Genomic DNA, 16,343 nt, shown 5'->3' with positions numbered 1-16,343 from the left:
TTTTACCGAGGCAATTGCGACACCCAGAACCCACGAGGACCGGACGATGCGAAGGACTGTTCTGCCGTACCTGCTCTGCCTGCTGTGTCTGGACGCGCTGGCCGATGCCCGCGCGGTGCGTCAGCTGTATGGCCTGGACAGCCACAGCCGGCTGCTCTGCGCGAGCGCCATGCTGTACTTCGACCCCCGCGAGCGGGCCCCCGATCCGCGCATCCTCACCGCGGTGTTCCACCATCTCAACAGCCTGGAGGCCGACGTGCAGCAGCTCGGCCAGCCAGCGGAGCTGGCCCGGCCATTGACGGCCATGCATCAGTTGTTCGACCAGCTGGATGGCTTGCCGCGCAGCGAGCGAGAGCGCTATCCGCAGCTGATCAGCCTGTTGCTGGAGCAGCGCCGGCAGTTGGGCGACGCGGCCAGTCGCGAACTGGCGCGGATCGGCCCGGCGCAGCCGCTCGGCGAGCAGAGCCGCGACCTGGCCGGGCTGTTGCTGGACTACCAGCTACGCCACTACCCGCTGCCGCAGAAGCAGGCCTGGCTCCTACCGGCCGAGCGCCTGCAGGCCCTGGATGCGGACATCGAGCGGCGCTTCGATCTGTTGCACACGCAGCATGGCGCCGCGCTGGGCAGGATTCGCAGCAGCTACCGCTTCGTCCATCGTCAGTTGCAGCAGGGGATCGGCCGGGGCGAGGGCGGTGGCGGCGCCGAGTTCTACTTGAGCCGCGCGGTGCTGGATCTCGACGAGCTAGCCCTGGCCGCGGAGCAGGGCCAGCCTTGAGTCACTTGTCCTTGCGCGGGCCGTGCTCGTTGCGCCAGGCCGCTGGCGGCATGCCGAACTGGCCGATGAACCAGCGGGTGAAGGAGCTGGGCATCGAATAGCCGAGCATGTCGGCGATACGCCCCAGCGAGTAGCTGGGGTTCTCCAGGTAGCGAATCACCAGATCGCAGCGCACGCCATTGATCAGGTCGCTGAAGGTGGCCTGGTGGTCTTCCAGGCGGCGCTGCAGGGTGCGCACGTTCATGCCCATGGCCATGGCGATCTGCTCGATGGTAGCGCGGCCCATGGGCAGCAGCAGGTAGATGGCCTTGCGTACTTCGAACACCAGCGGCGTTTCTTGCTCGGCCTGCAGCGAATCGAGGAAGCGCTGGGCGTAGCGCGCCATGGCCGGATCGGCTTGCGGGTTGGGCACGTCGAAGTCGGCGGCGTGGCAGACGATGCCGTTAAACTCGCCATTGAATTCCAGCTTGTGGCCGAGCACGCGGCGGTGCACCTGCAGGTCGTCCGGCGCGGCGTGGGTGAAGCTGACGCTGATCGGTTTCCAGTGCGTGCCGAGCAGGGCGGCGCACAGGCGATACATCACGCCGATGGCCAACTCGTTGGCCTGGCGGCTGCCGGTGCCGGATTCTGTGACCACCTCTTCGCGGATGATCACCATGCTGCCGGCCTCCTCGATGAAGATGGCCAGCGAGTCGTTGAGCAGGTGGCGGTACTGCACCACCACCTGCAGGGCCTCGCGCAGGGTGCGCTGGTGGGTCAGCAGCAGGCTGACCGCGCCGAAGTCGGAGAGCTGACGCGATTCGGCCATGCGCAGGCCGAAGGTCTGGCAGTTGCTGGTGTTTGCGGAGTTCTCCAGCAGACGCACGGCGGCGTCGATCGGAATGCGGTGTTCCGGGTCCTGCAGCAGGTTCTTGCTGAGGCCCACTTCGTTGAGCAGCGCCTGGGCATTGAGTCCCAGATGCTGGGCCACTTCCAGGTAGTTGGTGAGTACCGCTGCGCGAACCAGTGTTGTCATTGTTCTAGTTCCTTCACAGGCATAAGCCGCTTTTGACGGCCGCCACGCATGATGCCGAAGCTCGCCGCGACGGTCACCTGGCTGTCATGAAATGAAAAATCGCGGTTGCCATGCTGAGCGTAGCAGCGCTACCTCGGACGACTGCCCTGCGCCAAACACATGACCGACCGCGCCATGTCATGAATTGCGAAATGGCTGACGCCTAATGTGAAGCCTGCGCTGGTCCCGGCCTCTACTGTCTGGTCAACCCGATGCCTCGCGCGTCGATTGATCCGGCAGTCCAGGAGCCCAGCGTGGCCAGCAAAGACTTCACCGTTCTCATCATCCCCGGCCTGCGCGACCACGTTGCGGACCACTGGCAGACCCGGCTCGCCGCACGCCTGTCCAACTGCCGCACGGTGCCGCCGCTGCAGGCCGACAAGCTCAGCCTGGCCGCACGGGTCGCGGCGATCCAGAGCGAGCTGGAGCGCATCGAGGGGCCGGTGGTGCTGGTCGCCCATAGCGCCGGCGTGCTGATGGCGGTGCACTGGGCCGCGCTTCGTTCAGCACCGATTCTCGGCGCGCTGCTGGCGACTCCGCCAGACCTGAACAGCGCCTGGCCGCCGCAATACCCGAGCCCGCAAACGTTGCAGGACAACGGCTGGTCGCCGCTGCCGCGCGGTCCGCTGCCGTTCCCCAGCATCGTCGCGGCCAGCAGCAACGACCACCTGGCCAGCCTCGAGGCGGTGCGCGAAATGGCGCGTGACTGGGGCGCGACCCTGGTCGAGCTGGGCGCGGTCGGCCACCTCAATCCGGCGTCCGGCTATGGCGACTGGCCGCAGGCCGAGGAGCTTATCCAGGCATTGCTGGGCTGAAGCCGGAAGCTCGAGCAGCACTTTTTTCAACCGAACAAGGAAAGACAACCACCCCATTACCCGCTCTCGCGACGCGTCGCGGGCGCGGCATGTCGTAAGCCCTAAAAAGCGGAGTCAACGCTATGCACAACAATAACAAGCAGCATCGCTTTCCCTTGCGTCGAAGCCTGTTGGCCACGGCCGTCATGCTGGCCGCCGTGCCGGCCGCCCAGGCCTTCGAAGTCGATACCGGCAGCCCGGACTGGTCCGTGCGCTTCGACAACACCGTCAAGTACAACTACGGCCTGCGCACCGAGAGCGCCGATTCGCGCATGCTCGGCACGCCGAACAACAACGACGGCGACTACAACTTCCGCAAGGCCGGCACCAACATCACCAACCGCGTCGACCTGCTGACCGAGCTCGACGTGGTGTACCAGAACCGCACGGGCTTCCGCGTCAGCACCGCCAGCTGGTACGACAAGGCTTACGACAACACCGGCTCCAGCTCCAACCCCTTCGTCAACGGTAACGACGCGTACTCGTCCATTGCCGGCTGGGGTGGCCGTCCTGCCGCCCCAGAAGTGTTCGGCAGCTCGCACCTGAGCCGCTACGCCCAGCGCTACTACAGCGGCCCGTCCGGCGAGATTCTGGATGCCTTCGTGTTCTACAGCACCGAGGTCGGCGAGGAATCGCTGCTCAGCCTGAAGGCCGGCCAGCACAACGTGTTCTGGGGCGAGACCGTGCTCAATCCGGTGCATTCGATCAGCTACGGCCAGTCCGGCCTGGACCTGGCCAAGCTGGCCGCATCGCCAGGCACCGAGGCCAAGGAGCTGTTCGTTCCGCGCAACCAGTTGTCCACCAGCTTCACCCTCAACTCCGAGTGGTCCTTCGGCGCCCAGTACTTCTTCAACTGGGACGCCGCGCGCCTGCCGGAGGCCGGCACCTACTACGGCACCTCCGACCTGATCGGCGAGGGCGCCCAGTCGTTCATCCTCGGCCACACCGGCGGACCGGGTCTGGCCGGCCCGAACGGCACGCTGACCAATATCCGCCGTGGCGATGACCTGACCCCGGACGATCGGGGCGACTGGGGCGTGATGGCCAAGTGGTCGCCGGAGTGGCTGGATGGCACCCTGGGCCTCTACTACCGCAACACCTCCGACATCCTGCCGCAGGCCGTGCTCGACGCCCGTGGCCTGACCCTGGCCGGTGGCGTGCCGGGGCTGCGCAACTCGATCGAGACCACCTCGTATCGCCTGGCCTATGGCGAGGACATCGATATCTACGGCCTGAGCCTGTCGAAGGACATCGGCGGCATCAGCGTCGGCAGCGACCTGAACATCCGTCACGGCATGCCGCTGTCGAGCATTCCCGCCATCTACAGCCCGCTGCTGGTCAACGGCGCCGGCCCCTTGTCGCCGCGCAACGCCGACACCGGCGTCGTCGACGCCCCGCTCAAGGAAGGCGAGAGCATGAGCGCCACCGGCGACACCCTGCACTGGGTGGTCAACGGCCTGGTGGCCCTGCCCGAGACGCCGCTGTTCGACGCCGCGACCCTGCTCGGCGAGGTCTACTACAGCAACCTGCTGAGCCTCGATAGCAAGAACCAGGCGCTGTACAAGGGCGAGGACAGCTACCACGGCATCGACAAGCCGACCCGCGACAACTGGGGCGTGGCCGTCAACTTCACCCCGACCTGGTACCAGGTATTCCCGGGCGTGGACCTCTCCGCGCCGCTGTCGATCAACGTCGGCATCGACGGGGTTTCCCCGGTCGCCGCCGGTGGCGCCGAGGACACCGGCAACTACTCCGTGGGCGTCAGCGCGGCCATCTACAACCAGTACTACGTCGACCTCAAATACGTGGACTCCTTCGGCGACGCCGAGAAGTGCGACGACGGCGCCAACGATGGTGCGGTCCCCAACGCCCTTGACCTCACCCAGCGCTACACCTGCTACGCCGGCGGCTACTCGTCCTTCTCCGGTGGCGGTGCCAGCGGCGAAGACCGCGGCGCGGTCTACCTGACCTTCAAAACCACTTTCTGATCCACGAATTGCCCAGCCCTCTGAGCAGGAGAACAACAAGATGAAATTCGTGCAAAGCGTATTGGCTGCTTCCCTCGCCCTGGCCGTTGCCGGCCAGGCGCATGCTGCGGTTTCCGCCGAGCAGGCGGCCCAGCTCGGCACCAGCCTGACCCCGGTCGGCGCCGAAAAAGCCGGCAACGCCGATGGCTCGATTCCCGCCTATGAAGGTGGCCTCACCCAGGCCCCGGCCAGCTTCAAGGCCGGCGACAGCGTACGTCCCGATCCCTTCGCCGGCGAAAAGCCGCTGCTGGTGATCGACGGCAAGAATGTCGAGCAGTACAAGGACCAGCTCAGCGCCACCACGGTGGAGCTGGCCAAGCGCTTCCCCAGTTTCCGCGTCGAACTGTTCCCGACCCACCGCACTGTGGCCATGCCCCAGGCGGTACTGGACAACAGCCTGAAGAACGCCACTGGCGCCAAGGCGCTGGAGGGCGGCCAGGCCATCGACAACGTGCTGCCCGGTGTGCCGTTCCCGATCCCGCAGTCGGGCGCCGAGGCCATGTGGAACTTCCTGCTGCGCTACCAGGGCGTGACCATCAACTCCAAGTACGACTCGTGGAACGTCGATGCCGCCGGCGTAGCTAGCCTCGCCACTACTGGTCAGGCCTACATCAGCTACCCGATCTACCAGGACATGAACAAGCCGATCGGGGCGGCCGACACCTACTACCAGATGAAGCTGTACTACACCGGCCCGGCTCGCCGCGCCGGCGAGGCGATCATGCTGCGCGACGCGGCCAACCCGCTGGAGCAGCCGCGCCGCGCCTGGCAATACCTGCCGGGTGTGCGCCGGGTGAAGCTGGCGCCGAGCCTGGCCTACGACACGCCCAATCCGGGTACCGCTGGCGCCGGCACCTACGACGACGTGTTCGTCTTCAACGGTGCGCTGGATCGCTACGACTGGAAGCTGGTGGGCAAGCAGGAAATGATCGTGCCCTACAACACCTACCGCCTGACCTACGCCCCCGAGGCCAAGGCCATCACCACCGCCAACCACGTGGCGCCGGAGCTGGTGCGCTGGGAGAAGCACCGCGTCTGGGTGGTCGAGGGCACCCTCAAGCAGGGTTCGCGACACATCTACGCCAAGCGCCGCTTCTATCTCGACGAGGACAGCTGGGTGGCCCTGGCCTCGGACCAGTACGACGCCCGTGGCCAGCTCTATCGCGGCTCCTTCGCCTTCCTCAGCCAGAGCTACGACAAGACCGTGCCGGACTCCACGCCGTTCATGATCTACGACCTGGTCGGCGGCACCTACAACATCAACGGCGTGGTCGGCCCGTATGGCGGCATCCGCTATATCGACGCCCTGGCCAAGGCGCAATGGGCGCCTGAGTCGCTGGCGGGTGCCGGTATCCGCTGAGTTTCGGATCGCAAACCCCGCCATACGTGCCGCCCGGTCCCCCTGGGCAGAACGTCAGCCGTCCGGAATCCGGGGGCCGGCGTGGCACGGCGGGGGCATTGATCCGGCGCCGCAGGGCATGGCACCCGTGCCCGCGGCGCAACCTTATTGCCGAGATTGACCATGAGTGATTTCTACCGAGTCCTGCTTCCCTTGCTGAGCCTGCTGCTGGGCGTGTTGCCCGGCGCTGTCCGGGGCGAGTTCATCGACGTGCTGGATCTGCCGGCGCGCCACAGTCCACTGGCGGAGCGGGCACCGCTGAACGACGTCGCCCGCACGGGAGACAATCTGGTAGCGGTGGGCCAGCGTGGCCACATCCTGTATTCCGACTACACCGGCGGCCACTGGCAGCAGGCCCGAGTGCCGGTGAGCAGCGACCTCACCGCCGTGTATTTTCCCTCGCGGGCGAAAGGCTGGGCGGTGGGACATGACGGCGTCATCCTGCACAGCGCGGACGCCGGCGGCAGCTGGAGCAAGCAGCTCGACGGCCGCCAGATCGGCGCCCTGATGCAGCGGCACTACGCGGCGCTGGCCGCCGCCGAGCCGGCCAGCGAGGAGTGGCCGCTGCGCCTGGCCGAGGCCCAGCGGATGGTCGAGGAGGGCGCCGACAAGGCGCTGCTCGATGTCTGGTTCGCCGATGAGCGACTCGGCTACGCGGTCGGCGTGTTCGGCCTGATCCTGCGCACCGACGACGGCGGTCAGCACTGGCGCCCCTTCGGCGAGCGCACCGACAACCCCCAGGGCCTGCACCTGAATGCCATCGGCGCAGTCGAGGGCGTGCCCTACATCGCCGGCGAGCAGGGCCTGCTACTGCGCTGGAACGCCGAGCAGCAGCGCTTCGTCGCCCTGCAGATTCCCTACGCCGGCAGCCTGTTCGGCGTCATCGGCCTGGGCGACGAGCTGCTGGTCTACGGCCTGCGCGGCCACATCCTGCGCAGCGCCGACGGTGGCGCCAGCTGGAGCACACTGGACAGCGGCCTGCAGAGCAGCATCACCGCCGCCGCGTGGGACGGCTCCCGGCGCATTCATCTGTTCAGCCAAGCCGGCCACGTGCTGCGCCTGTTGCCGCAAGGGCGCAGCCTGGAAGTGTTGCCGCAGAGCGTGATGGTGCCGATTGCCGGCGCCGATTTCGCCGCCGACGACAGCCTGGTGCTGGTCGGCAATCGCGGTGCGCGCAGCCAGCGCCTGCCATAACGAGGTCAACGAGAAACCATCATGGGCAACATCAAACAAGACAGCATGCCGGTGATCCGCGACCTGCGCGATTTCGACCGCAACAGCGGGCATTTCCTCGAGCGTCTGCTGTTCAACCACCGGCCCTGGTTCGTCGCCGTCATTGCCATGCTCTCGCTGCTGTTCGCCTACATGGCGCTGACCCGCCTGGAGCTGCGGCCTAGCTTCGAGAAAATGCTGCCGCAGAGCCAGCCGTACATCCGCAACTTCCTCGACAACCGCGACCAGCTGCGCGGCCTGGGCAACTCGGTGCGGGTGGTGGTGGAGAGCCGCCACGGCGACATCTTCGACCCGGCCTACCTGGCCGTGCTCAAGCAGGTCAATGACGAGCTGTTCCTCACCCCCGGCGTGGACCGCGCCTGGCTGCGTTCGCTGTGGGCGCCCAGCGTGCGCTGGACCGAGGTGACCGAGGAGGGCTTCCAGGGCGGCGCGGTGATGCCCGATGGTTACGACGGCAAGGCCGACAGCATCGAACAGCTGCGGCAGAACATCGGCCGCGCCGGCATCGTCGGCAGCCTGGTGGCCAATGACTTCAAGTCGAGCATGCTGGTGGTGCCGCTGCTGGACAAGGACTCGGCCACCGGCCACGGCATCGACTACTACGCCTTCGCCAAGAGCCTGGAGGCGCTGCAGCACAAGGTCGAGAGCATCGATGCGCAGGGCGAAGACGGCCCCTACAAGCTGCGGGTGATCGGCTTCGCCAAGCTGGTCGGCGACCTGATCGACGGCCTGCTGCAGGTCATGGCCTTCTTCGCCCTGGCGGTGGTCGCCGCCTTTGCCATCATCCTGCTGTACACCCGCTGCCTGCGCAGCACCCTGCTGGTGATCGGCTGCTCGCTGCTGGCGGTGGTCTGGCAGCTGGGCATCGTCGCCTGGCTGGGCTACAGCATCGACCCCTATTCGGTGCTGGTGCCCTTCCTGATCTTCGCCATCGGCGTGTCCCACGCGGCGCAGAAGATGAACGGCATCATGCAGGACATCGCCCGCGGCACCCACAAGCTGATCGCCGCGCGCTACACCTTCCGCCGCCTGTTCATCGCCGGTGTCACCGCGCTGCTGGCCGATGCCGTCGGCTTCGCCGTGCTGATGCTGATCGACATTCCGGTGATCCAGGACCTGGCCATCGCCGCCAGCATCGGCGTGGCCGTGCTGGTGTTTACCAGCCTGCTGCTGATGCCGGTGGCGCTGTCCTACGTCGGCGTGGGCGCCAAGGCCGCCGAGCGGGCCCTGCGCATCGATGACCAGGGCAAGCAGCACCGTGGCTTCGGCCGCCTCTGGGACTGCCTGAACCGCTTCACCACACCCAAGTGGGCGACCGGCACCGTGCTGCTGGCGGCGCTGCTCGGCATCGGCGGCTTTGCCTTCAGCCTGCAGCTGAAGATCGGTGACCTGGATCGTGGCGCCCCGGAGCTGCGCGCCGACTCGCGCTACAACCTGGACAACGCCTACATCACCAGCCACTACGCGCTGTCCAGCGACCTGTTCGCGGTGATGATCAAGACCGGCCCCGAGGGCTGCCTGAACTACCGCACCCTGGTCCTGGCCGACCGCCTGGCCTGGGAGCTGCAGCAACATCCGGGGGTGCAGACCACCATGTCGCTGGTCAACGCGGTGCGCCAGATCACCGCCGGCTCCTTCGAGGGCAACCCGAAGATGGCCAGCATCCAGCGCAACCAGGACGTGCTCAACTACGCCGCCCAGCAGGCCTCGGTGAATGCGCCCGAGCTGTTCAACACGCAGTGCTCGCTGATGCCGGTGATCGCCTTCCTCAAGGACCACAAGGCCGAGACCCTGGACGGTGTGGTGGCCATCGCCGAGCGCTTCGCCAAGGACAACAGCACCGAGGACCGCCAATTCCTGCTGGCCGCCGGCAGCGCCGGCATCGAGGCAGCGACGAATCTCGTGGTGCGCGAGGCCAACCGCAGCATGCTGCTGTACGTCTACCTGGCGGTGGCGGTGTTCTGCCTGATCACTTTCCGCAGCTGGCGCGCCATGCTGGTGGCGCTATTGCCGCTGGTGCTCACCTCGGTGCTGTGCGAAGCACTGATGGTGGCCATGGGAATCGGCGTGAAGGTGGCGACCCTGCCGGTGATCGCCCTCGGCGTGGGCATCGGCGTGGACTACGCGCTGTACCTGCTCAGCGTGCAGCTGCACTACCAGCGCCAGGGCCGCAGCCTGGGCGACGCCTACCGCAGCGCGGTGGCCTTCACCGGGCGAGTGGTGGCGCTGGTCGGCATCACCCTGGCCGCCGGCGTGGTGTGCTGGGCCTGGTCGCCGATCAAGTTCCAGGCCGACATGGGCATCCTGCTGACCTTCATGCTGCTGTGGAACATGCTCGGCGCGCTGGTGCTGATCCCCGCGCTGTCGCACTTCCTGCTGCGCAATGTCGGCCAGGGCGAGCGCGGTTCGATCATCGGCTGGCCGTTCGGCAAGGGGCCGCAGCGCAAGCGTGCCGAGCTGCAGGAAGAGCTGCGCCGGGTCGCCGGGCGCTAGCGCAATATGCTCGACTGGCTCAAGGGCTACCGCCGCGAGATGCTCGGCGGTGACCTCGGCGCCGGCCTGGTGGTGGCGCTGATGCTGCTGCCCCAGGGCATGGCCTACGCCATGGTCGCGGGCCTGCCGCCGGTGCTCGGGCTGTACGCCAGCATAGTGCCGGCCCTTGCCTATGCCCTGGTTGGCAGCAGCACCACGCTGTCGGTGGGACCCATGGCGCTGACCTCTCTGGTGACCGCCACGGCCCTGGCCGAATTGCACGCGACCACCACGCTCGGTGCCCCCGTCCTGGCTGCCCAGCTGGCGCTGCTCAGTGGCGCCTTGCTGGTGCTCTGCGCGCTGCTGCGCCTAGGTTTCCTCTGTGCCTTGCTCAGCGCCCCGGTGCTCGGCGGCTTCACCGCCGGCGCCGCCTTGCTGGTGGCGGCAGGGCAGGTCGATACGCTGCTCGGCGCGCCAGCGGCCTGGCCCTCGGCCGCACTGGGCCTGGGCACATTGCTCGCGTTGTACGCCGTGCGCCGCTGCCTGCCGCTGGTATTGGCGCGGCTGGCGCCGGCACTGCTGCTGGCGCTCGCCACCCTGCTGGTGGCCCTCGGTGACCTGGATCGGGCCGGGGTGCGGGTGCTCGGCGAGTTGCCCAAGGGCCTGCCTTCGCTGGGGCTCAGCCTGCAGCCCGCGCTGTGGCCCGAACTGCTGCCGTCGGCGCTGCTGCTGGCCTTCGTGGTGTTCGTTTCCGGCCATTCCTCGGCGCGTATGCTGGCGCAACGGCGCGGCGAGCGCGTCGACGATGGTCGCGAGCTGCTCGGCCAGGGCCTGGCCAACCTGGCCAGCGCGCTGACGGCGGGCTTGCCGGTGAGCGGCGGGCTGTCGCGCTCGGCCCTCAATCATGCCGCCGGCGCGCGCAGTCAGCTGGCCGGCGTGGTTACCGCGCTGCTGCTGGCGCTGGCCTTGCTCCTGCCCGGCGGTTGGCTGAGCCTGCTGCCGCTGCCGGCCCTGGCGGCGACCATCATCTATGCGGTGCTCGGCATGCTCGACCTCGACGGCCTGCGCCGGGCCTGGCGTTTCGATCGCGGCGAGGCGGGGGTATGGCTGGCCACCGCCGGCAGCGTGCTGTTGCTGGGCGTGGAGCAGGGCGTGCTGGTCGGCGTGCTGCTATCGCTCGGCGGTCACCTGGCGCGCAACGCGCGGCCGCACATCGCCGTGCTCGGGCGCATGGCCGACGGCGAGACCTTCCGCAATGTGCGCCGCCATGCGGTGGAAACCCGGCCGCACCTGCTGTTGCTGCGGGTCGACAGCAGCCTGTTCTTCGGCAACGCGGCGGCCGTGGCTGCGCGCATCGAGGATCTGGTGACGGCCGAGACCCGGGAGCTGGTGCTCGACATGTCCGCGGTCAACGGCGTGGATTTCTCCGCCCTGACCGCCCTCGGCGAGTTGAGCCGTAGCCTGGCCGCCCGCGGCGTGCGCCTGCACCTGTCGGCCATCAAGGGGCCGGTGATGGATCGCCTGCGCCGGGCCAGCCTGGAGCGCGAGCTCGCTGGCCAGCTGTTCGAGACCACCGGCCAGGCCTACCGTCGGCTGTGCGTGGCCGAGAGGGAACCTCTGGCGGTCTGAGCGTCAAATGGCCGCCTCGACGGAATTTTCACCTGTCGGGGCGGACAATTTTCGCCCTCATAAACACCGGACTCCATTCGTTATGCCTTCAGTGGACGCCCCCCGTTCCCCTGCGCAATCCCTTGCGCCCCTGCCACCCAGCGTGGCCAGCCACCTGCTCTTCACCCTCGCCAGCGCGCTGGTGCTGATGCTGATGTATTCGTCGCTGCGCCTGGCACTACTGCATCACAACAGCGAGCTGATCACCGATGTCAGCCGCGGCGATCTGTTCGAGGCCTTCTTCAACGGCCTGCGTTTCGACCTGCGGGTGGTGGTGTACGCCGTGGCGCCGCTGCTGCTGTCGCTGCTCAGCCAACGCGCCATGGCGGCGCGCAATGCTCATGTGGTGTGGCTGACGCTGGTCGCCAGCCTGACCCTGCTGCTCGGCGTGGTGGAGATGGACTTCTACCGCGAGTTCCACCAGCGCCTGAACAGCCTGGTGTTCCAGTACCTGGAAGAGGACCTGGCCACCGTGTCGAGCATGCTCTGGCACGGCTTCCCGGTGGGCCGCTACCTGCTGGCCTGGGCCCTGGCGACGCTGGCGCTGGGCATGCTGTTCCACTGGCTGGAGGGCGCCACCCGGCCGCGGCGGGCCAAGCCTGCGCTGGCCTGGTACTGGCGTTTCGGCGTGTTCTTCCTGTGTCTGCTGCTGGCGGTGATCTGCGCCCGCGGCACCCTCAAGCAGGGGCCGCCGCTGCGCTGGGGCGATGCCTTCACCACCGATTCGATGTTCGCCAACCACCTGGGCCTGAACGGTGTGCTGACCCTGGTCGACGCCGCCGAGAACAGCTTCTCCAGCCACCGTGACAACGCCTGGAAGGCCACCATGCCCGATGCCGAGGCGCTCGCCGTGGTCCGCCAGATGCTGCTCGGCGAGCAGGACGTGCTGGTGGATGAGGGTAGCGCCGCGATCCGCCGCGACTCCACGCCGCTGGCCGAGGGCACGCTGCCGATCAAGCACGTGGTGGTGATCCTGATGGAGAGCTTCGCCGGGCGCTGGGTCGGCGCCTTGGGCAGCGATGCTGGCATCACCCCCAACTTCGATCGGCTGAGTCAGGAAGGGCTGCTGTTCACCCGCTTCTTCTCCAACGGCACGCACACCCACCAGGGCATGTTCGCCACCATGGCCTGCTTCCCCAACCTGCCGAGCTTCGAGTACCTGATGCGCACGCCGGAAGGCAGCCACCAGTTCTCCGGCCTGCCGCAGCAACTCAGTGTGCGCGGCTACGACGACCTGTACGTGTACAACGGCAACTTCCAGTGGGATAACCAGTCCGGATTCTTCAGCAACCAGGGCATGCGCAATTTCATCGGTCGCGAGGACTTCGTCGACCCGGTGTTCATCGACCCGACCTGGGGCGTGTCCGACCAGGACATGTTCGACCGCGCCGCCGTGGAGCTGAACAAGCTGGACCCGGCCAAGCCGTTCTATGCGCTGCTGCAGACCCTGTCCAACCACACGCCGTATGCGCTGCCGGAGCAGTTGCCGATGCCGCCGGTGACCGACCGCGGCTCGCTCAACCAGCACCTCACCGCCATGCGCTACTCGGATTGGGCGCTGGGCCAGTTCTTCGACAAGGCGAAGAAGGCGCCGTACTACAAGGACACCCTGTTCGTGATCGTCGGCGACCACGGCTTCGGCAGCCCGGAGCAGCTCACCGAGATGGACCTGTTCCGCCACAACGTGCCGCTGCTGCTGCTCGCCCCGGGCATCCAGGAGCTGTTCGGCGTGCGCCGCGACACCGTCGGCACGCAGATCGACGTGGTGCCGACCATCATGGCCCGCCTGGGCGGCAAGACCCGCCAGCAGTGCTGGGGCCGCGACCTGCTCGGCCTGCCGGAGGGCGACCAGGGCATCGGCGTGATCAAGCCGTCGGGCAGCGACCAGACGGTGGCCATCGTCAGCGGCGAGAAGATCCTGGTGCAGCCCAGGGACCTGCCGGCCAAGCTGTATCGCTATGACCTCGGCGCGCGCAAGGCCCAGGTGCTGCAAGGTGACGCCGAGCAGCCGGAGCTGCAGAAGCGCCTGGAGGCCTTCCTCCAGATCGCCACTCAGAGCCTGCTGGGCAACACCACCGGCGTGGCTGACAGCCGCGGCTCGGCGGCAGGCCAGTGAGCTAGAGGGCGGCCAGGCGCGGCTGCAGCGCCTCCAGGCTGATATGGCCGGCGCTGACGTCGCTGTAGGCCTCCTCGCCGCGCTCGACGGCCCAGGCGTAGGCCACGGCCGGGTCGTCGGCGAGCTGGCGCAGGTAGCGGTCCAGATTGGGGAAGTCGTGCTGCAGGTCGAATAGCTGCAGGTAGTCGACCCAGCGACCGATACCGGCCAGGTAGGCATCGGCCAGGCTGCGGCGCTCGCCCAGCAGCCACTGCTTGCCGGTCAGCATTCGCTCCACATGCGCGCAGCACTTGCTCACGTCCTCGCGACCCAGCATGCGCAGCAGCTTCTGCTTGTCCTCGCTCAGGCCCTCCAGCTCGTAAGCCTTCCACAGCGGGATGAAGGCGGCGAAGAAGTCGGTATTCAGGAAGGCCAGGGTCTGCACCAGGCGGTCGTAGTCCGGCGTGCCGGGGGCGATGCCCAGGCCGTTGTGCAGGGCGCGGCCGTTCAGGTGCAGGAGGATCGCCAGGCTCTGGCTCAGCACCCGGCCGTCTTCGAGCAGGAGGGCGGGCGTCTGCAGCAACGGGTTGATCCTGGTGTAGAGCGGGTCCCAGGGGCGCTTGAGCATGTCGATGCGATTCAGCAGGTAGGGCTGGTCCAGCCATTCGAGCGCCACTATCGAGCCGAAGGAACAGCCCTGGGGCACGCCATAGAAGAGGATGGGTTGCATGCTTGTCTCCTTGCATCATTGGGAATGGGGACAAGCTAGGGCTTAATCAGGCTATATTCCGCCCTAATAGATTTCGAGGCGAATCATGGCCAAGCCGACCACCCGAGTGTTGGCAGTACTTGAGCTGCTGCAGACGCATGGCCAGCTCAGCGGCAGCGAGTTAGCACGGCGCCTGGAAGTGGACGGCCGCACTCTGCGCCGTTACATCGCCGCGCTGGAGGAGCTGGGCATTCCTGTGCTGGCCGAGCGCGGGCGCTACGGCGGCTATCGCCTGGTGGCCGGCTTCAAGCTGCCGCCAATCATGTTCACCCAGGACGAGACCCTGGCCGTCGCTCTCGGCCTGCTGGCGGCGCGGCGCCTGGGGCTGTCCGAGGCAGCGCCGGCGGTGGCCAGCGCCCAGGCCAAGCTGGAGCGGGTGATGCCGGCCGACCTCAAGCCCCGCATGCGCGCGCTCAGCGAGAGCATCACCCTGGCGGTGCCGGCCGCCCGTGCCGAAGGCGGCGACCAGGTGCTGCTGCCGCTGGCTTCGGCGGCCCAGCTACGCCAGCGGGTGCGCCTGAGCTACCGCAGCGGCGACGGGCAGGACAGCCAGCGTGAGTTCGATCCCTACGGATTGATCTATCGCGATGGGCGCTGGTATGCGGTGGGCCACTGCCACCTGCGCGGCGGCCTGCGCTCGTTCCGCCTGGACCGGATGCTGACCGTCGAACCGTTGCCGGCCTATTTCGGCAAGCCGGAGGGGTTCGATATCGAGGCCTATCTGCAGCAGAGCCTGGCCAACCTGCCACGGCCCATCGCGGTGGAAGTGCTGCTGCGCTGCGACCTGCAGCAGGCCGGCCTGGAGCTGGGTGGCCGCGTGGGGCTGTTGCAGCCGGTGGAAGGTGGAGTGCTGCTGCGGGCGCGCACCGAGAGCCTGAGCTGGTTCGCCCGCCAGCTATGCCAGCTGTCCTGTCCGTTCGAGGTGCTGCAGCCCGCAGAACTGGGCGATGCCCTGGCCGAGCACGCCAGGGCGCTGCTGGCGCGGCTATCCGCCTGAGCTGCGTTGGAACTGGCGCGGCGCCTTGCCGTTCCAGCGTTTGAAGGCGTGGATGAAGTTGGACACTTCGCCGTAGCCCAGGCGTTCGGCGATCTCCTCCAGGGTCAGGCCGCCGGTGGCCAGCAGTTCTTCGGCCAGGGCCTGGCGCACTTCATCCAGCAGCAGGCGGAAGTTGCTGCCTTCCTCGTCCAGGCGTCGGCGCAGAGTGCGCGAGCTCATGTTCAGCCCGCTGGCCACCTGTTCCATGTCCGGCAAGCGGCCGGGGCGTTCCAGCAGCAGGCTGCGGATGCGCCCGGCCAGACCACTGTGCTGGCTGCGCTTGGCCAGCAGGCGCTGGCACTGCTCCTCGCACAACTGTGCCGCCTGCGGGTGGGCGCCGGCCAGCGGCAGGTCGAGCAGATGGCGGGGGAAGACGAAGCGGTTATGCGCCTGGCCGAACCGCGGCAGCACGCCGATTTCCTCGACAAAGGGCCGAGGATCGGCCGGCTGCGGCAGGTTCAGCTCCACCCGCAGGATCGGCAGGTCGCGGTGGAACAGCTCTCGCAGCACCTGCAGCATGCCGGACAGGTCGCGTTCCAGGAGGAAGTCACGCACATCAGCGGGCACGTCGTGGTCGTCCAGCAACAGGTGCACCTCGCTGTCGTTTTCCTCCAGGCGCATGCCGTGGAAGGCATAGGTCAGGTCCAGGTAGCGCAGGCCGAGGCCGGCGGCGTCGCGGAAGGTCGGGCTGGCGAGCAGGGCGAAGCCCCAGATGCCGTAGCTGTTGAGCCGGTAGCGCCGGCCCAGCGGCAGGCCCAGGCCCGGCCGCGCACCCGCGGCGTGAAGCAGGTTGCTCACCAGCTGCAGCTCCTGCTCGGCCTCCACCTCGGCGCCGGGGTCGGCCAGCAGGCGCCAGTCCAGGCCGGTGTTCTGCAGGCAGGCATCGAGGCTCAGGCCGAGGTCCAAGCCATATTGAGTGAGGAGTTGCACGCTGACGGCACTGCGGCGTGGGCGGGTCATG

12 protein-coding genes are annotated in these 16,343 nt (G+C 67.8%); 9 read left to right on the top strand and 3 right to left on the bottom strand.

From position 1 onward, the window contains the following. Positions 1-46: 46 nt before the first annotated feature. Complete coding sequence (locus IB232_RS11135; protein WP_192398611.1) at positions 47-775, top strand: hypothetical protein; 729 nt, start codon at positions 47-49, stop codon at positions 773-775. Position 776: 1 nt separating this feature from the next. Here IB232_RS11135 and IB232_RS11130 read toward each other — a convergent pair whose 3' ends face one another. After that, positions 777-1,790: an AraC family transcriptional regulator gene (locus IB232_RS11130; RefSeq protein ID WP_192398609.1), complete on the bottom strand. Its 1,014-nt coding sequence runs from the start codon at positions 1,788-1,790 to the stop codon at positions 777-779. A 293-nt stretch (positions 1,791-2,083) separates the two neighbouring features. Between IB232_RS11130 and IB232_RS11125 the strand changes: the two genes are divergently transcribed. From IB232_RS11125 to IB232_RS11095, 7 genes are all read left to right on the top strand, one after another. After that, the gene (locus tag IB232_RS11125) at positions 2,084-2,644 is read left to right on the top strand and encodes an RBBP9/YdeN family alpha/beta hydrolase (protein WP_318652257.1); all 561 of its coding nucleotides are present in this window, start codon (positions 2,084-2,086) and stop codon (positions 2,642-2,644) included. Positions 2,645-2,766: 122 nt separating this feature from the next. Beyond that, on the top strand, positions 2,767-4,671 hold the full coding sequence (locus IB232_RS11120) for a DUF1302 domain-containing protein (protein WP_192398605.1): 1,905 nt from the start codon (positions 2,767-2,769) through the stop codon (positions 4,669-4,671). Between the two features lie 40 nt (positions 4,672-4,711). After that, entirely contained in the window at positions 4,712-6,070 is a 1,359-nt protein-coding gene (locus tag IB232_RS11115) for a DUF1329 domain-containing protein (protein WP_192398603.1), read from the top strand. 162 nt (positions 6,071-6,232) lie between these two features. Beyond that, positions 6,233-7,303: a WD40/YVTN/BNR-like repeat-containing protein gene (locus tag IB232_RS11110; protein WP_192398601.1), complete on the top strand. Its 1,071-nt coding sequence runs from the start codon at positions 6,233-6,235 to the stop codon at positions 7,301-7,303. 21 nt (positions 7,304-7,324) lie between these two features. Continuing rightward, on the top strand, positions 7,325-9,835 hold the full coding sequence (locus IB232_RS11105; RefSeq protein WP_192398599.1) for an efflux RND transporter permease subunit: 2,511 nt from the start codon (positions 7,325-7,327) through the stop codon (positions 9,833-9,835). 6 nt (positions 9,836-9,841) lie between these two features. Continuing rightward, entirely contained in the window at positions 9,842-11,443 is a 1,602-nt protein-coding gene (locus IB232_RS11100; protein WP_192398597.1) for a SulP family inorganic anion transporter, read from the top strand. Between the two features lie 82 nt (positions 11,444-11,525). After that, complete coding sequence (locus IB232_RS11095; protein ID WP_192398595.1) at positions 11,526-13,598, top strand: LTA synthase family protein; 2,073 nt, start codon at positions 11,526-11,528, stop codon at positions 13,596-13,598. A 1-nt stretch (position 13,599) separates the two neighbouring features. Here the strand turns inward: IB232_RS11095 and IB232_RS11090 are convergent, their stop codons facing one another. Continuing rightward, positions 13,600-14,307, bottom strand: coding sequence for a glutathione S-transferase family protein (locus IB232_RS11090; RefSeq protein ID WP_192398593.1), 708 nt, complete (start codon positions 14,305-14,307; stop codon positions 13,600-13,602). A gap of 85 nt (positions 14,308-14,392) precedes the next feature. Between IB232_RS11090 and IB232_RS11085 the strand changes: the two genes are divergently transcribed. After that, on the top strand, positions 14,393-15,343 hold the full coding sequence (locus IB232_RS11085) for a helix-turn-helix transcriptional regulator (protein WP_192398592.1): 951 nt from the start codon (positions 14,393-14,395) through the stop codon (positions 15,341-15,343). Here IB232_RS11085 and IB232_RS11080 read toward each other — a convergent pair. After that, positions 15,332-16,342 carry an AraC family transcriptional regulator gene (locus IB232_RS11080; RefSeq protein WP_192398590.1) on the bottom strand — a complete coding sequence of 337 codons (1,011 nt, stop codon included), beginning with the start codon at positions 16,340-16,342 and terminating at the stop codon, positions 15,332-15,334. The two genes, IB232_RS11085 and IB232_RS11080, sit on opposite strands and share 12 nt — an antisense overlap. Position 16,343: the final 1 nt, after the last annotated feature.

Origin of the sequence: Pseudomonas sp. PDM15 (assembly GCF_014851565.1) — a bacterium.
Taxonomy (GTDB): Bacteria; Pseudomonadota; Gammaproteobacteria; order Pseudomonadales; family Pseudomonadaceae; genus Aquipseudomonas.
This window is presented reverse-complemented; position numbering and strand designations above follow the sequence as displayed.